The sequence below is a fragment of the uncultured Salinisphaera sp. genome, from assembly GCF_964012375.1.
Taxonomy (GTDB): Bacteria; Pseudomonadota; Gammaproteobacteria; order Nevskiales; family Salinisphaeraceae; genus Salinisphaera.
On the sequence record NZ_CAXGSH010000088.1, the window covers coordinates 1 to 15,866 of the forward strand.

A 15,866-nucleotide genomic window follows, 5' to 3' on the forward strand; every position below is an offset into this window, starting at 1 on the left:
GGATGTGCCGGACAGCGACGTCGCGCCGGTGTTCCAGGCCGATTATGGCGGTGTCGGTTTGCTGGAAACCCCCACTGCCCGTATGGCCCCGGTGGGGAGCTTTTCCTTCACCTATAGTGAAGTCGACCCCTATACCCATTACGGGTTCAGCTTCCAGCCCTTCGAATGGATGGAAGCGGGTTTTCGTTACACCCAGATTGGTAACCGGCTGTACGGGCGTTCCATCGCGGGCGATCGTGACTACCTGGATAAAGGCGTCGACGTAAAATTCTCGCTTCTCGACGAGCGTGCCTATACCCCGGAAGTCTCGCTCGGCTTTCGAGACTTCGGCGGTACCGGCTTGTTCGGCAGCGAGTATCTTGTCGCCAACAAGCGTTGGTACGACTTCGACTTCAGCCTCGGCCTCGGCTGGGGCTACCTGGGCTCGCGCGGCGATTTCGGTAATCCGATCGGGGTGTTCTCCGAACAGTACAAGGAGCGCATCGACGAAGACACCGGCCAGGGCGGCGACTTCAACCTCAAGCAGCTGTTCTCCGGACGGACCAGCGTTTTTGGCGGTATCCAGTACCACACGCCGTTCGAACCGTTGACGTTGCAGGTCGAATACGAAGGCAACGATTACGAGAGCGAACCGCTCAACAACCCCCAGGAACAGGATTCGCCGATCAACGTGGGGGCGCGCCTGCAGGTCAACGACTACCTGACGCTTTCGGCGGCCTGGGAGCGCGGCAATACGGCCATGCTGGGTGCCACGCTCAGCGTCAATCTGGCCACCATTACCCAGCCCAAGAGCGACCCCGCACCGGTCTCTGTCGGCGAGCCGGGTGCGGCAAGCGCACAGGGCCAAGACTGGGACGAAGCTGCGAAGCAGCTATCGGCCAATGCGGGTATCCGCACGCGCCGTATTTCACGCGACGGCGATTCGCTGGTGGTCGAAGGCTCGCCCAATCGGTATCGCAACACGGCTGAAGCAGAGCTGCGAGCCAACCGTATCCTGCACAATTTTGCCGATCCCGATATCGAGCGGTTCCGTTATCGCTGGGTGGACCGGGGTATCGTCACCCGTGAAGACTCGCTGCCGCGCGCTCCGCTGCCCGCCGATCCGTTCATCATCAATCCGGGCAGCGTGTTCAGCGACGAGGACTATCGTTTCGGCGTGGCCTCGGTCGCTTCCTCGAGCCAGCGCGCCCAGCGCGAAACCGAGCAGCCGCTATACGACGACTTCGGCGAGGTGTTCAGCTGGCGCTTTTCCCCCGGTTTTCGCCAGAACTACGGCGGCCCGGACGGTTATCTCTACCAGGTGCTCGCCAAGCTCGATACCCAGCTCAAGACCGACGATCACGGCTGGTTCTCCGGCACGCTCGGCTACACGCTGCTCGATAACTTCGACCAGTTCGACTATACCGCCGACTCGGATCTGCCCCGTGTACGCACGTTCGTTGCCCAGTATCTCGACGAAACCGAGCTGGGCATCTACAACCTCCAGTACACCCGGACCGCACGGCTTGCCGACAACTGGTTCGGCATGGCCTATGCCGGCTACCTGGAACAGATGTACGCGGGCGCGGGCGGCGAGATCATGTACCGCCCGTTCAATAGCCGCGTAGCGCTGGGTCTTGATGCCAACTGGGTGCGCCAGCGCGATTTCGATACCCAGTTCGGTTTGCGCGACTACGAAACCTGGGTCGGCAACGCCACCGCCTATATCGATACCGGGATCAAGGACGTACTCGCGAAAGTCAGCGTCGGCCGCTATCTGGCCGAGGATATCGGTACCACCATCGATTTTTCGCGCGAGTTCGAATCCGGCGTCAGACTGGGCGCCTATGCGACCTTTACCGATGCCGGCGACGACTACGGCGAGGGCGGCTTCGACAAGGGCATTTACCTGAGCATGCCGCTCGACCTGTTCTTCAACAAGTCTTCGCGCGGCTATGCCGCGGTGGGCTGGCAGCCGCTCACGCGTGATGGTGGTGCCCAGCTGGCACGCCGTTACTCGCTGTACGGCCTGACCAGCATGCGCGCAATCGACGACTACTGGGAAAGCTACGAGGACGTCAAACGCTGATGGGCGCAGCCGATACGTGTGCATGCTCAAAGGCGAGGGCAGTGATAGGATGCGCCCAGCGGGCGGCGCGACATCGCGTATGCCCAGGCGCCGATTTAGTGGAGTATTCGTGAAAAAATTGCTTCTTCCCGTGTTCGCGACGGGCCTGCTGGGGCTTGCGGCCTGCAGTACGACGCCCGCTTGCCTGAAGACGCAGCCCTATATGAGCGCGCAATCCTTTCCGCCGCTGACCAGCCCTCCCGGTCTGGATGCGCCGCGGCCCGATCCGAGCATGCGTGTGCCCGACGTCGCGGATGGGCCGGTCGGTTACTTCGATGAAGTGCCCGCCGACCGCGATGCCGAAGACCCGGCAGCGCGCTGTCTGGTTACGCCGCCGGCGATGACCAGCTAGAAAGCAGCCTGCTGCCGACTGTATGTTCGGCATGCGCTTCGTGCGTAGGTTGGATTAGCGACGCGTAATCCAACGACGAACGTAGCCGGTGTGCCGTAAAGCTCTGAACAGCCACGGGTGCAGTGGCCGAGTCGGCTTACGGCCTTAGGCCTAACCCAACCTACAAGGCTTCGGCTAATCTACGTAGCGGCCGTAGGTTGGATTAGCGCAGCGTAATCCAACAGCGAACGCAGCCCCCAGAGTCCAATCGGCCCGTAATCCGAACCTGCACTCAGGGCTGGCGGATGCGGCCCCAGCGCTCATCCGACGCAGGCAACCTGCGAGGCGCGTGTTTCCAGATGCCGAAGGCATGCCGTGCGCCCGATAACCGCTGCGACGGGTCAAGGGGCGGTGGCCGAGGGTGGGGCACGGTCGCCACCAATGCCCGGGCTGTGCTCCAACCCCCGGTCTTGTTTACGATCCAACGCGCAGACGTAACCGAAGAGCTGTGCGAGCGGTCGAAGAGCCAAGGCTGAAAAGCGTGCGTGCGTCCCGACTGATCTTGCCCGTGCCGAGGGTTCGGCCGGCTGCATCGCAGCCGACAAGAACATGGGCAGCACGTGAGCCCGCAACGATTGAAGATCGCGAACCGCGAGCTTCAATAATCCTTCCCTTTTCGACAGCCCATAAAGGCTTTTTTTACGATACAATGCGCAGCCGGTAACGGAGAGGTGTCCGAGCGGTCGAAGGAGCACGCCTGGAAAGCGTGTGTGCGGTAACCCCGTACCGAGGGTTCGAATCCCTCCCTCTCCGCCACCCCGGCAAACCCTGCCGATAGGCGTAGGTTGGATTAGCGAAGCGTAATCCAACAAAGAACCCCGCCTCGATATCGACTCGCCCACCAGCGCTTGAGCTGGCTACGAAGCGAATCCGCTATTGACTGGCGGCCCCGCGGCTAGAGCCTGCCTATGCCAATACGGCACGCCACTTCGGCAAAGCGCAGCGGGTGACGTCCGCTGCGCCTGGCGCGTCTTTAATAGGTAATCCCCGGATCGCCGCTCTGAATGGACTCGTCGCCGACCTCGCCGCCCTGGGGCTTTTCTTCCTTGTCTTTCGAATCGTCGGCCTGGGGCTGCGCATCATCCATCGTCGGGTGATCGACGTCCTGATCGGTGGTCTCCGAATCCAGGGCGCTGTCTTCATGCACTCGCTGGCAGCTGACGTCGCCCTCGGCCGATTTCCGGCATTGCGTATCCGCCGACGCCTGGGTTGCCGCCAGGGCAAGAACCAGGCCGATACCGAGATATACGGTTTTCATAGTGTCGTGGTGTCGATGAACATAGGCCTGCAATAGAACATTGTCTGCCCCGCGGCGCAAATAATCGAAGCCGTCTCTACAGGAAATGTTCCCGCTGCGAAGCACTTGTATAGCCTTCTAAAACAAGTTTGTGATAAATACGGCCTAACACGGTGTAAGCTTCAGCCTTAAAAGCACCCGTACCGCGGCGCGCAACACCCGCGACGAGTGGCCGGCTATATAGTCCGGTGACTGCCATGAGGGCAGTGCGGATCAGCTCAGACGCCGACAAGGGGACGTATTTTGGGGGGCAGCGCGTTGCATAGCGTTTATATGTCGGGAGGTTACGATGCGCGACTTGTCGTGTTGTCGGTCCTCGTGGCAACGCTTGCCTCGTATACCGCCTTCGATGTCGTAAGCCGCATGGGCGCGCGCCGGAGCTGGCGCGCCTACGGCTGGCTGCTGGCCGGTTCGCTTGCTTTGGGCACCGGCGTTTGGGCGAGCCACTTCGTGGCGATGATCGCCTTCGAGTTGCCGGTCGATCTCGGCTACGATCTGGCCACTATCGTCTCCGCCTGGGTGATCGCGGTGCTCGCCAGCGCGATCGCGCTGAACGCGTCGACGCGCGTTGGGCACCCCCTGCGCCGCGTGCTCGCCGGTGGCGCCACGCTTACGCTGGGTATCACCAGCATGCATTACGCAGGCATGCATGCAATGCATGTCGAGCCGGGTATCGAGTACGACTCTGTACTCATAATTGCTTCGGTGGCGGTATCGTTCGTCGCGTCGGTTATCGCCGTTTACAGCGTTTCGTTCGTGCGCGAGCCGCGTGTTCGTGGTGGCTTCGCGCGCAAGATCGTCGCCTCGCTGATGCTCGCGCTCAGTATCTCCACCGTTCACTATGTAGGTATGGCCGCTGCCCGTTTCGTGCAGGGCAGCGCCGTCGCGAACGCCGCCGCGCTGGATTCCATGCTGCTGGCAACGCTGGTGGGCGCTTCGACGCTGGTGTTTCTCGGCATTGCCCTGGTGGTGTCGATACAGGATCGCCGCGTCGAGTCGGAAACCGCCAAGCTGGTTGCCTCCCTGAGCCAGGCGAACGCCGAACTGCTGCACCGCAGCCGCCACGATCCATTGACGGGTCTGCCCAACCGCTCGTCGGTGAACGAACGCATCGACAAGCGCCTGGAGAGCTGGAAAACGCAGGGCACCGGCTTCGCGGTGGCCTATGTCGATATCGATGGCTTCAAGGCGATCAACGATCATCTCGGCCACCGGGCGGGCGATGCGTTGCTCAACCGGATCGCGCAACTGCTCACCGAAGCGCTGGGCGAGCAGGATATGGTCGCGCGTATTGGCGGCGATGAATTCGTGGTGCTCATGGACGCGGTGGACGATAGCCAGACGGCGCGCAGCGTCTGTGAACGTATCCTCAGCGCGATCGCCGCGGTGGAATATCAGGGTATTGAACTGGCCGCGAGCGTCGGCTACGCGCTGTGCCCGAACGACGGGGCGGATGCCGAGATCCTGATCGCCGCGGCGGATATGGCGATGTACCGTGCCAAGCTCGCCGGCAAGAACCGGGTGGAGCGCTATCGCGAAGACATGGGCGCCCGCATGTCGGACGATTTCGCCTTGCAGGGCGAGCTACGCGAAGCCATTCGCGGGGACGGTCTGGCGGTATATTTTCAGCCGCGGTTCGACACCCGCGAACGTACGCTCATGGGGGCGGAGGCGCTGGTACGCTGGCCGCACGCGGTACGCGGCTTCATTTCACCGGAGCGTTTCATCGGCATCGCCGAGCGCTGCGGACTGATCACCGAGCTGGAAGTACGCGTGCTCGACCTGGTGGGCGGCCACATTCGCGGCTGGCTCGACGCAGGGCTGAGCGTGCCGCCCATTTCGGTCAATCTTTCGGCGGTTCGTCTTCGCGACGAAGCGCTTTCCGATCATGTCCAGGCCTGTCTCGACAAGTACGAACTCGATCCCGCGTGTATCAGCTTCGAGATCACCGAATCGCTGGCAGTGCGCGAAATCGTGCAGGCGCGCAGTGCCATGGGCATGTTCAAGCATATGGGTATCGAAGTTGCCCTCGACGACTTCGGTACCGGCTATTCGAGCCTGTTCTATCTCAAACAGCTGCCGATCCAGCAGATCAAGATCGACCGCGGCTTTATCGCCGATCTGCCCAGTCTGCGCGAATCCCGGGCCGAAGTCGTCGACTGGATCATTCGGCTGTCGCACGAGCTGGGGCTCAGGGTGGTGGCCGAAGGCGTGGAGACCGAATCACAGCTGTGTTATCTGCAGCGCGTTGGCTGCGATGAGGTACAGGGGTTTTTGCTCAGTCGGCCGTTGCCCGCCTCTGCCTTTGGCCAGCTCATGACGCCCGCCCGGGTCGGCTAGATACGCCGGCCGCGCGCACCGACCCGGCCCGGGGCGCGGCAAGCCTGCGCGATCGGCCCGGTCAGTGGTTGCCGATGCCGGCGATGCCCGATTCCGGCTGGCCCAAGTGCGTGTTTTTGTGTATCGTCTGCGCCCACAGGACGTGCAGCGATCGCGCTGTACAACGTTCTTTCGCTTTCCATGGTGGCCCGCGTCGGTGCCCCCGCGACGACATGCCGTGAACCCCGTCAGGCCCGGAAGGGAGCAGCGGCAGCGGCAGACTCGGGCGCCGGGGTGTCGCTGGCGCGGGCCGCCACCTCTTATGCTTGAAACCGGCCGCGTTCGCCGCGATAGTCGAGCCTATGAGCCACTATCGTGCGCTGCCCGGCGGCGCTGCGTATCCGAGCGAATCATGACCCACCATCTTTCGCATTTGCGTCAAACCGGACCCTGCAGCGCATGAGTTTCCAGGCGCTTGCCCGAACCTGGCGGCCGCGACGGTTCGACGAGCTCGTCGGCCAGGCGCACGTGGTGCGTGCGCTTACCCACGCGCTCGATCACGACAAGCTGCACCACGCACTGCTGTTTTCCGGTACCCGCGGCGTGGGCAAGACGACGCTTGCGCGCATCATCGCCAAATGCCTGAACTGCGAGCACGGCACCACCGCGCATCCCTGTCGTGGCAACGAGGCCTGTGCAACCTGCCGCGAGATCGACGAGGGGCGCTTTGTCGACCTCATCGAAGTCGACGCTGCATCGCGTACCGGCGTGGACGACACCCGCGAGCTTATGGACAACGTCCAGTACGCGCCCACGCGGGGGCGTACCAAGGTGTACCTCATTGACGAGGTACACATGCTTTCCAAGCATTCCTTCAACGCGCTGCTCAAGACGCTCGAAGAACCGCCGCCGCGCGTCCAGTTCCTGCTGGCCACCACCGAACCGGAAAAAATCCCGGTCACCATTCTCTCGCGCTGTCTGCAGTTTCCCCTCAAGCGATTGCCGGTCGCCGAGATCGCCGCGCAGCTTCGCCACATCGTCGACGCGGAGTCCATCGAGGCCGAAGAACAGGCGCTTGTGGAAGTGGCGCGCGCTGCCGACGGCAGCATGCGCGATGGCTTGTCGCTGCTCGATCAGGCGATTGCGTTCAGCGGCGGCCGGCTCGAGGCCGAGCCGGTACGCGACATGCTGGGTACGATCGGCCAGGGGCGGGTGGTGGAACTCGTCGAGGCCATTGTGGACGCGCGCGCGCCGGCCGCGCTCGATGCGCTCGCCGGGCTTTATGCCCAGGGCATCGACATGCGGTATCTGCTCGAAGCGCTGGCCACGGCCTGGCAACAGATCGCCACGATCCATCTGGTGGGCGAGGCCACCGACGATGGCGGCGAGATCTGGGCACCGGTCGCCGAACGCGCCGATCGGGCCAGCGTGCATCTGTTCTACGACATCGCGCTGGCCGGCGTGCGCGATCTGGCCCATGCGCCGGATCCGCTGGTCGGCGTGAAAATGAGCGTGCTGCGCATGCTGGCCTTTGCCCCCGCCGAGGCTGAAGTCGGTGGCGCGGCGCCGCCCCAGGCGCACAGCGAACCCGCAGATACCGCCCGGTCCGCGCCGGCAGCGTCCGCGCCAGATAAGGCATCAACGCCGGCCAGTGGCATTGCCCAGGTACGCGCCCAGCTCAATGGCGCCGCCCGGCCCGATACCGATCAAACCTCGCCGGCGCGCTCGAATACAGCACCCCCCGAGCCGCCGGCAGCGCCCGAGCCGGCGCCGGAGAACGTGACGTCGACTCCTATCGATAGCCGCCCGGCATCGCCGCCGGCGCCCGAGCCCGTCGAACAGGCAACGTCCGAGCCGGTGGCGTCGTCGGTCGATGGCCAAGCCAATGCCGCCACCGAGCCCACGCCGAACGTGGAACAGCCGCCGAAGGCGACCGCGCAGGCGGTGGTGCGCGAACAAGACACCGCGGCGCCGGCCCAGGCCCAGGCAGAATCGGCGCCGCCCGAACCGGCCGCAAACATGGGCCCGGACGAATGGCATACGCTGGTCGAGCGGCTGGAGCTGGGTGGTTTCGCCGCTCAGCTCGCCCACAACGGCATCTGTCGCCGTCTGGACGAAAACCAGATCGTGCTGGCGCTGGCACGGGCCAACGAATTTCTCGCCACGCCCAATAACAAGGACGCGCTCCAGCAGGCGCTGGCCGCCGAGTGGTCGCCCCGCGAGGCGCCGCATCTGTCGATCGAATTTGTCGACGAGGCACGTAACACGCCGGCCCAGCGTATCGAGCAGGACGCCCAGGCACGCCAACAGGCCGCCGTGGCGTCGATAGAAAACGACCCCTTCGTGCAGAAGTTGCGTCAGCGCCTCGGCGCGCAACTGCGTGCCGAAACCATCAAGCCACATCGCCATAGCAAGGCGATGCCCAACCGAGACGAACTATGAAAGGTCAACTAGGCAAGATCATGCAGCAGGCGCAGGCCATGCAGGGCAAGATGCAGGAAGCCCAGGCCGAGCTCGCCAAGATGGAAATCACCGGCGAATCGGGCGCCGGCCTGGTGAAGGTCGTGATGAACGGCAAGCACGAGGTCAAGAACGTGGTCATCGACCCGAGCGTGTTCGAGGAAGATCGCGAATTCGCCGAAGACCTCATCGCCGCCGCCATCAACGACGCCGTTCAGCGGGTGAGCGCGGCCAGCAAGGAAAAGATGTCGGAAATGACCGGCGGCCTGGATCTGCCGCCCGGCATGAACCTGCCGTTCTGATCGTGACCACGGTCCGGATTGCCGCCAGCGCGAGGCACGGGTAGGGCATGGCGTTCTCTCCGGCCTTGACCAGCCTGATCGACGCGCTGCGCATCCTGCCCGGCGTCGGCGCGAAAAGCGCCCAGCGCATGGCGTTTCACATGCTCCAGCGCGAACGCGAGGGTGCCGCGCATCTGGCACGTACGATCGAGCAGGCGGTAGAAAACGTCCAGCACTGCAAATCCTGTCGCATGTTTACCGAGCACGAAATCTGCGATATCTGCTCGAACGAACGTCGCGACCCGTCGCTGGTGTGCGTGGTGGAAAGCCCGGCCGACGTCATGGCCATCGAACAGAATACCGACTTCGGCGGCCGCTACTTCGTGCTGCTGGGGCGGCTGTCGCCGATCGACGGCATTGGCCCCAACGAGCTCGGCCTGGATATCCTGCGGCAACGCCTGTCCGACGGCAGCGTGGAAGAAGTCATTCTGGCCACGGGCGCCACGGTAGAAGGTGAGGCCACCGCACAATACGTGGCCGATCTGGCACGGCAGAACAATGCCGGCGTTTCCCGTATCGCCCACGGGGTGCCCATCGGCGGCGAGCTGGAGTATGTCGATGCCGGCACCCTCAGCCAGGCCTTCAGCGGTAGACGCGCCCTATAGCCCCATGTCGGCTTACGGCCTGTGGCCAAGCGGACCTACGCCGCCACGACCGAAGCTTTGGATAGTCGTAGGTTGGATTAGCGCAGCGTAATCCAACAACGAACGAAGCTCGCAGCATCGGTTCTGCCCCACCGCACCCAACCAGCTTTCGCGCCGCCCCGTGTCGGCCATTCCCTGTATTTCCTCCATCGTCACCCGACACGGATCGGCTTACGCAACGCGCCAAAACGTTACCCATGCCTCCGGTCCGTTCAGAGTGCGGTGCGCGGTAAATCGATGGCCGTCGGTCAAAACATCCGATGCACAACGCGTCGGTAGGTCGCGCACGCGCCGAATCAGTCATCAACCAGCCGGTCCACCTTCGCGGCGAATATGAAGTCGTTTTCGGACAAGCCGCCGATGGCATGCGTAGTGAGTTCCACGCGGCACTGGTTGTAGCCGAAGGTGATCTCGGGGTGGTGCATTTCCCGGTGCGCGATATAGGCCACCGCGTTAACAAACGCCTGCGTCTTGCCGTAGTTCTTGAATTTGAACTCGGCTGCGAGGCGCGCGTCGTTCACCCGTGTCCATCGCGCAGCCAGCTGCGATAGCGCCGACTCGGCTTGTTCGGCCGATAGCGCGGGCGTGCTGCTGTCACAGGCCTGGCAATGTTGTTGGCTGAGATCGGACATGGTGTGCTCGTGCGTGAAGAATTGGTTGGTTGAGGTTAACAGTCAGCCGATAGCCAACGACTGGCCTATGAACGCCGAAACACGCTTTTGCGCTGGCCCGCAGTGCATCGCACAATGGCGCTTTGTTTCTTAAACACGCGCCATGAACCAAGCCGAAGACAACCTTATCTGGATCGATCTGGAGATGACCGGCCTCGATCCCGAGACCGACCGCATTATCGAGATCGCCACCCTTGTGACAGACAAGGATCTGAACGTACTCGCGGAAGGACCGGTGCGCGCGGTGCATCAGGACGATGCGCTGTTGAACGGCATGGACGCATGGAATACGCGCCAGCATAACCAGTCCGGTCTGGTCGCGCGCGTGCGGGCCAGCGACGTGGACGAAGCCCAGGCGCAGCGCGAAACACTCGCATTTCTGGCCGAGTATGTACCGCAGGGCGCATCGCCTATGTGCGGCAACAGCATTTGCCAGGACCGTCGGTTTTTGGCTCGCTACATGCCCGAGCTCGAAGCGTTTTTTCACTATCGGCATATCGACGTGAGCACGCTCAAGGAACTGGCGAAACGCTGGGCGCCGGAACTGGCGAAAGGGTTCAAGAAGCAGGCATCCCATCTCGCCATGGACGATATTCGCGACTCGCTGGCGGAATTGGCCTACTACCGGGAAACGCTGCTCAAGATCTAGCCCGTACTGGCTCACCAACATGACGAGCGTGTCATTAGTTGACGCGCTAATCATATCGGTGTACAAAAGTGGTCAAGGAAACGAATTGCACGTCTGGACCCGCGAGTCCATACACATATAACAGGCGGCAGGCGCTTTCGGAGGCAGAACCACGGTCACCCGACCCGACGACAACTACAAAAGCTTTCCCGTCGATATCCGGTTAACGGATAACCAAAAATCACAATGTGCGGGAATGACGACTAAAGGCTCCTTAGGGAGCCTTTTTTTTGTCCGGATTTTGGGTGACGAACCCGTCATGTGACCTGATTCAATCGTCGTTCTTGATCTCGTCGAAGGCGGCCAGCGCTTCGCGCCGTGACTCCTTCAGATCCACAATCGGCTCAGGATAATCCTCGCCCAGGGTGATGTTCGCAGCTTCCAGTGCTTTCGCGGGCGCCTTCCACGGTTCGTGAATATGGCGATTTTCCAGATCGGCCAGTTCCGGTACCCAGCGGCGGACGTACTCGCCTTGTTTATCGAAACGCTCACCCTGACGCGCCGGGTTGAAGATGCGAAAGAACGGCGCGGCATCGGCGCCGCAGCCGGCGGCCCATTGCCAGCCCAGCGTGTTGTTGGCCAAATCGGCATCCACGAGCGTATCCCAGAACCAGCGTTCGCCGTGCTGCCAGGCGACGCGCAGGTTCTTGGTCAAAAATGACGCCACCGTCATGCGCAGGCGATTGTGCATATAGCCGGTTTCCCAAAGCTCGCGCATGCCGGCATCCACCATGGGAATACCGGTACGGCCCTGCTGCCAGCGGCGCAGGCCTTCGTCGTCACCGGACCACGGAAAGTCCTTGAAGCGCGCATCGAGCGGCTCCTCGGGCGTGTTCGGAAAGTGGTACAGCACGTGGTGGGAAAACTCGCGCCAGCCGATCTCGCTCAGAAAACTGTCGGCGTGGGTGCGCAGGGTCTTGGTTTCGCGATGGTCGTCCAGCCATTCCTCGACCCGATGCACGATCTGACGGGGCCCGATTTCGCCCCAGTGCAAGTGCGGCGACAGATAGGACGTGCCGTAGCGTGCCGGCTCGTCGCGGCTGTCGTCGTATTGTTCCAGCACGTCTTCGAGAAAGGTCTCAAGCCTTTCGTGGGCGCCGTCCTCGCCGGGCGACCAGGTCTCGCGGATGCCGTGGTCCCATTCGATTTTCGGCCGCAGCTCGAGTGACGCCAGCGACTCCGAGCCGATACGCGACCACACATCCGGCAGCGATGTGGGCGCGGCCAGCGGTGTATCCACAGCACGGTTCTTCACCGCTTTCCAGAACGGCGTGAACACCTTGTAGGGACCGCCTTGCTTGGTTTCGACGGTCCACGGCTCGTGCAGCAGGTGCGCCTTGAAGCTCGCGGTCTGGATGTCGTTGTCTTCGAGGTGCTGCTTGACCTTCTTGTCGCGTTCGATGGTGAGCGGGTCGTACAGCCGGTTCCAGTACACCGCGGTGGCGCCGCTTTCCTCGATCAGCGTATCGAGTACGTCGGCGGTGTCGCCCTGGCGGATAATCAGCCGCGAACCCAGCGCCTCCAGCGCCTCGGAGAACGCGGCAAGCGACTCGTGCAGCCATACGCGCTGTGCCGCGCCGGGCGCCCATGCGCCCAGTTCATGCGGGGCATGGATGAACAGGGGCACGATGGCATCGAAATCGTCGTCCAGAGCGGCGCGCAGGGCCGGGTTGTCCGCGAGGCGTAGATCCCGCCGAAACCAAACGATGACGCGTTCTTTCATAGGTCTTGCTCTAGCTGAAAAGTGCGGCGCCTGGCCGCGCGTACGAAAGGCCGATCATACGGAAGCGTGGCCGCACCCGATGCCTCGGCTTTCTGAAGTGTCTAGATCATGGCGGTAAAAACCCGAGGTCGGCGTAAGCCTCAGGCCGTGAGCGGACAGGAATCGGGCGTCAAAGTCGTTTCCAGCCAGAAGTGCGGGGCGGGCAGCTCAGGCTTCGTTCGATGTTGGATTACGCTTCGCTAATCCAACCTACGTCCGTGGCCCGCAAGGTCGGCTTACGCCGGAGGCCGACGCCGACCGGGCTTTGGTGCGACTAGATGCGTTCACCCGCGTGGATGCGATCTTTCAAGCGCTTGGCCTGTTCGCGAATCGCGTCCATCAGGTCGGGGTCGTTGCGCTTTTTCTCCAGATTCTTCACCTGGAAGACCATGCGCTGGTTGTTCTCGAAGTGTTCGACGTTGCGGTCTAGAAAATCCCAGTACAGCGTGGTCACCGGGCAGGCATCGTCACCGGTGGCCTTGCGGTAGTCGAAGCGACAATTCTTGCAGTAGTTGCTCATCTTGTTGATGTAGTTGCCGGAGGCGCAATACGGCTTGGTGCCGAGCACGCCGCCGTCACCGAACTGGCTCATGCCCAGGGCGTTGGGCAGGCTCACCCAGTCGATCGCGTCGAGATACATGGCCATATGCCAGTCGTGGAAGGCGCGCGGGTGCACGCCGGCGTTGAGCGCGAACAGGCCGAGCACCATCAGCCGCTGAATATGGTGGGCATAACCGTTGTCGAGCACGTTGGCCATGGCGTCGCCCACGCAGGCCATATCGGTATCGCCGTCCCAGTAGCTCTGCGGTACGGGCAGTTGCGCACGCAGCGCGTTGCGTTGGATGTAGCCCGGCATTTTCAGCCAGTACACGCCGCGCACGAATTCGCGCCAGCCGAGAATCTGGCGCACGAACCCCTCCACGCTTTCGATGGGCGCGTTGCCGTTGCGGTAGGTCTCGACTGCGGCATCCACGCATTCGCGTGGGCCGATGAGGTGCAGGTTGAGCGCGGCCGAGAGACGCGAATGATAGCCAAAGCGCAGGTCGGTCCAGAGCGCGTCCTGATAGGGGCCGAACTGAGACAAACGGTTGTCGATGAAATCGCGCAGGGCCGTACGCGCCTCGGCGTGGGTCACCGGCAGGTCGAAGCCTTCGGTATGCCCGGGGTGATCGCCGTATCGCTGTTCGACCATATCGATCACGGCCTGGGTTGTATCGTCCGGGCGAAAGCCGCGTACGTGCGGAAGCTCGCCGGGGCCGTTGCGGCCAAAGGACTCGCGATTGCTCTTGTCGAAGTTCCATGCCTGCCCGGCGGGTTTGTCGCCGTCCATGAGCACGTCTTCCGAGCGCCGCATCTCGCGATAGAAGTCTTCCAGCACCATGGTGGATCGCGAGCCGGCCCATTCTTCGAATGCGTCGAGCGAACAATAGAAGTGGCGGTCAGGGCGTACCTGCAGGTTCAGGTCCTGGTCGCTCGCGCACTGGGCAAGCATCTCTTGCACGCGATAATCGCCGCATTCGGTCATGACCAGTCGCTGCGGGCGGCTTTCATGAATGCTCGCTCCCAGAATCGCGGCGAAATCGGGGCCGCTGTCGCGACGGCGGTCGGTCTGCAGTTCGTGGTAGTACACGGTGAAGCCGCGTTCGCGGAGCGCGTCCCGATAATGACGCATCGCGGCAAAAAAGAGCACGAGGCGTTTCTTGTGACACCAAACATGGGTGGCTTCGGTGTCGTTTTCTGCCATCCAGATCGCATCGCGCTCGGGGTCGAAGCCGTCGAGTGCGGAAAGATCGAGGTCGAGCTGGTCGCCCAACACGAGGACGAGGTTGCGAATTTTGGGCATGGCAGCAGCGTGTTAGGAAATGAGCGGCGATAACCACGGTAGCTCGATCGATCTACGAAGGGCACAGACCCCTGGATGAAATGCCTTGGCGTCCGAGGGTGGGTATCGGCGGATTTACACGGTTCTTTGTTGGATTACGCTGCGCTAATCCAACCTACAGGGGCGAGACGCGCGGCGGGAGCTCATGCCGCGAGCAGTGGGCATTGAGCCACGCCAGGTAAAATTGGCCTGACCGAGCGGTTTGGGCAAAATGGCCATTCCTTGCCGTGTTCGCGGCACGACAAATTTTTCTGACCCCGGAGCCCAGCCGACGTGCAAAGCGAAGCGGATTCGAACGACATGCAACAGGCGGCCCGCATGCTAGCCGCGGCCCAACGGGTGCTGGTGATAACCGGGGCAGGCATGTCGGCCGACTCCGGCCTGCCGACCTATCGCGGGGTGGGTGGTTTGTACGATCGTGACCTCACTGCCGACGGCATATCGATCGAAGAAGCGCTTTCGGGCGATATGTTCGATCGCGACCCGTCTGTCTCGTGGAAATACATTGCCGAGATCGAGCGCGCCTGCCGGCGTGCGGTGCCCAACGACGGCCATCGGGCCCTGGCGGCCATGGCGCCGAAGTTCGAGCGCTTTTGCGTGCTCACGCAGAACGTGGACGGCTTCCACAAAAGTGCGGGCAGCCGCGACGTCATCGAAATGCACGGCACCATCCACCAGCTCAAATGCACCCGGTGCCATTGGCAGGCGACGGTCGAGGACTATGCCGGGCTGGATACGCTGCCGCCGGCCTGTCCCGACTGCGGCGGGGTGGTCCGCCCCGACGTTGTGCTGTTTGGCGAGATGCTGCCCCAACGCGCGGTGAGTCAGTACGAGCAGGCGCTGGGGGAGGGCTTCGATCTGGTCATGGTGGTGGGAACGAGCGCCGTGTTTCCCTACATTGCGGCGCCCGTGCAACAGGCCGCCATGCAGCGCAGCGCCACGCTGGAAATCAATCCGCAGCGCACGGATATATCGGACTACTGCGATGTCTGTCTGCAGACCGGCGCGGCAGACACGCTCGTCGCCTTGCAAAAGGCGCTGCAGGCAGCGGCCTGACGCGCTTCGCACGCAGTGGGCGACGCGCGCGGCGCGGCGGGCTCCAGACGGGCAACGGGCAGCGTTGCCCGGTCGCCAGCCCGCCGCCGTTTTCTACCTGTTAATAGCGGTATCGTCGCGGCGCAGTCTGCACGCCGGCAATAGGCACTAACGCTGCATGTGCCGAAGCGCGTGCTTTGCGGTATTTTACGAGGGGGGTCGAGCACGCGGGGGCGCGATACGCACACATGAGCGATCGCGTATCACAG

Annotated in this window: 12 protein-coding genes, 1 tRNA gene and 1 other RNA gene; 10 read left to right on the top strand and 4 right to left on the bottom strand. The window is 62.8% G+C overall.

What is annotated here, in order from left to right:
• Positions 1-4: 4 nt before the first annotated feature.
• The 3 genes from ABNU97_RS14175 (at position 5) to ABNU97_RS14185 (ending at position 3,254) form a co-directional block, all read left to right on the top strand.
• Positions 5-2,068 (top strand): YjbH domain-containing protein, encoded by a 2,064-nt coding sequence (locus ABNU97_RS14175; protein WP_348767352.1) that lies wholly within the window; start codon positions 5-7, stop codon positions 2,066-2,068.
• A gap of 109 nt (positions 2,069-2,177) precedes the next feature.
• Positions 2,178-2,459 (top strand): hypothetical protein, encoded by a 282-nt coding sequence (locus tag ABNU97_RS14180; RefSeq protein WP_348767341.1) that lies wholly within the window; start codon positions 2,178-2,180, stop codon positions 2,457-2,459.
• Positions 2,460-3,163: 704 nt separating this feature from the next.
• Positions 3,164-3,254 (top strand) — tRNA-Ser (locus ABNU97_RS14185).
• 217 nt (positions 3,255-3,471) lie between these two features.
• On the opposite strand, the gene ABNU97_RS14190 is transcribed toward ABNU97_RS14185, so the two are convergent.
• Positions 3,472-3,756 carry a hypothetical protein gene (locus ABNU97_RS14190; protein WP_348767342.1) on the bottom strand — a complete coding sequence of 95 codons (285 nt, stop codon included), beginning with the start codon at positions 3,754-3,756 and terminating at the stop codon, positions 3,472-3,474.
• A 357-nt stretch (positions 3,757-4,113) separates the two neighbouring features.
• On the opposite strand from ABNU97_RS14190, the gene ABNU97_RS14195 reads away from it, so the two are divergent.
• The 5 genes from ABNU97_RS14195 to recR all read left to right on the top strand — a co-directional run bounded on the left by ABNU97_RS14195 (position 4,114) and on the right by recR (position 9,520).
• Positions 4,114-6,135, top strand: a complete 2,022-nt coding sequence (locus ABNU97_RS14195) for an EAL domain-containing protein (protein ID WP_348767343.1) — start codon at positions 4,114-4,116, stop codon at positions 6,133-6,135.
• Positions 6,136-6,326: 191 nt separating this feature from the next.
• Positions 6,327-6,423: signal recognition particle sRNA small type (gene ffs / locus ABNU97_RS14200), an RNA gene on the top strand.
• 150 nt (positions 6,424-6,573) lie between these two features.
• Positions 6,574-8,556 carry a DNA polymerase III subunit gamma/tau gene (gene dnaX / locus ABNU97_RS14205; protein WP_348767344.1) on the top strand — a complete coding sequence of 661 codons (1,983 nt, stop codon included), beginning with the start codon at positions 6,574-6,576 and terminating at the stop codon, positions 8,554-8,556.
• Positions 8,553-8,876, top strand: coding sequence for a YbaB/EbfC family nucleoid-associated protein (locus ABNU97_RS14210; protein ID WP_348767345.1), 324 nt, complete (start codon positions 8,553-8,555; stop codon positions 8,874-8,876). The genes dnaX and ABNU97_RS14210 overlap by 4 nt, the downstream gene beginning before the upstream one ends.
• Before the next feature lie 47 nt (positions 8,877-8,923).
• Positions 8,924-9,520 carry a recombination mediator RecR gene (recR, locus tag ABNU97_RS14215; RefSeq protein ID WP_348767346.1) on the top strand — a complete coding sequence of 199 codons (597 nt, stop codon included), beginning with the start codon at positions 8,924-8,926 and terminating at the stop codon, positions 9,518-9,520.
• A 335-nt stretch (positions 9,521-9,855) separates the two neighbouring features.
• Here recR and ABNU97_RS14220 read toward each other — a convergent pair whose 3' ends face one another.
• Positions 9,856-10,191 carry a 4a-hydroxytetrahydrobiopterin dehydratase gene (locus ABNU97_RS14220; RefSeq protein ID WP_348767347.1) on the bottom strand — a complete coding sequence of 112 codons (336 nt, stop codon included), beginning with the start codon at positions 10,189-10,191 and terminating at the stop codon, positions 9,856-9,858.
• A 142-nt stretch (positions 10,192-10,333) separates the two neighbouring features.
• Here ABNU97_RS14220 and orn point away from each other — a divergent pair, with 142 nt between their 5' ends.
• Positions 10,334-10,879 carry an oligoribonuclease gene (gene orn / locus ABNU97_RS14225; RefSeq protein WP_348767348.1) on the top strand — a complete coding sequence of 182 codons (546 nt, stop codon included), beginning with the start codon at positions 10,334-10,336 and terminating at the stop codon, positions 10,877-10,879.
• A gap of 310 nt (positions 10,880-11,189) precedes the next feature.
• Here orn and ABNU97_RS14230 read toward each other — a convergent pair whose 3' ends face one another.
• Both ABNU97_RS14230 and ABNU97_RS14235 read right to left on the bottom strand, forming a co-directional pair.
• Positions 11,190-12,641: a deoxyribodipyrimidine photo-lyase gene (locus ABNU97_RS14230; RefSeq protein ID WP_348767349.1), complete on the bottom strand. Its 1,452-nt coding sequence runs from the start codon at positions 12,639-12,641 to the stop codon at positions 11,190-11,192.
• A 313-nt stretch (positions 12,642-12,954) separates the two neighbouring features.
• Positions 12,955-14,523, bottom strand: a complete 1,569-nt coding sequence (locus tag ABNU97_RS14235; RefSeq protein WP_348767350.1) for a cryptochrome/photolyase family protein — start codon at positions 14,521-14,523, stop codon at positions 12,955-12,957.
• 339 nt (positions 14,524-14,862) lie between these two features.
• Here ABNU97_RS14235 and ABNU97_RS14240 point away from each other — a divergent pair, with 339 nt between their 5' ends.
• A complete protein-coding gene (locus ABNU97_RS14240) occupies positions 14,863-15,618 on the top strand; it encodes an NAD-dependent deacylase (RefSeq protein ID WP_348767351.1) in 756 nt (251 codons plus the stop codon).
• The last annotated feature ends 248 nt before the right edge of the window (positions 15,619-15,866 follow it).

Bases quoted from the DNA above. Each gene is read 5' to 3' on its own strand.
- ABNU97_RS14190 (WP_348767342.1), bottom strand. From the start codon at position 3,756: ATGAAAACCGTATATCTCGGTATCGGCCTGGTTCTTGCCCTGGCGGCA.
- dnaX (WP_348767344.1), top strand. From the start codon at position 6,574: ATGAGTTTCCAGGCGCTTGCCCGAACCTGGCGGCCGCGACGGTTCGAC.
- ABNU97_RS14210 (WP_348767345.1), top strand. From the start codon at position 8,553: ATGAAAGGTCAACTAGGCAAGATCATGCAGCAGGCGCAGGCCATGCAG.
- recR (WP_348767346.1), top strand. From the start codon at position 8,924: ATGGCGTTCTCTCCGGCCTTGACCAGCCTGATCGACGCGCTGCGCATC.
- ABNU97_RS14220 (WP_348767347.1), bottom strand. From the start codon at position 10,191: ATGTCCGATCTCAGCCAACAACATTGCCAGGCCTGTGACAGCAGCACG.
- orn (WP_348767348.1), top strand. From the start codon at position 10,334: ATGAACCAAGCCGAAGACAACCTTATCTGGATCGATCTGGAGATGACC.
- ABNU97_RS14230 (WP_348767349.1), bottom strand. From the start codon at position 12,641: ATGAAAGAACGCGTCATCGTTTGGTTTCGGCGGGATCTACGCCTCGCG.
- ABNU97_RS14235 (WP_348767350.1), bottom strand. From the start codon at position 14,523: ATGCCCAAAATTCGCAACCTCGTCCTCGTGTTGGGCGACCAGCTCGAC.
- ABNU97_RS14240 (WP_348767351.1), top strand. From the start codon at position 14,863: ATGCAACAGGCGGCCCGCATGCTAGCCGCGGCCCAACGGGTGCTGGTG.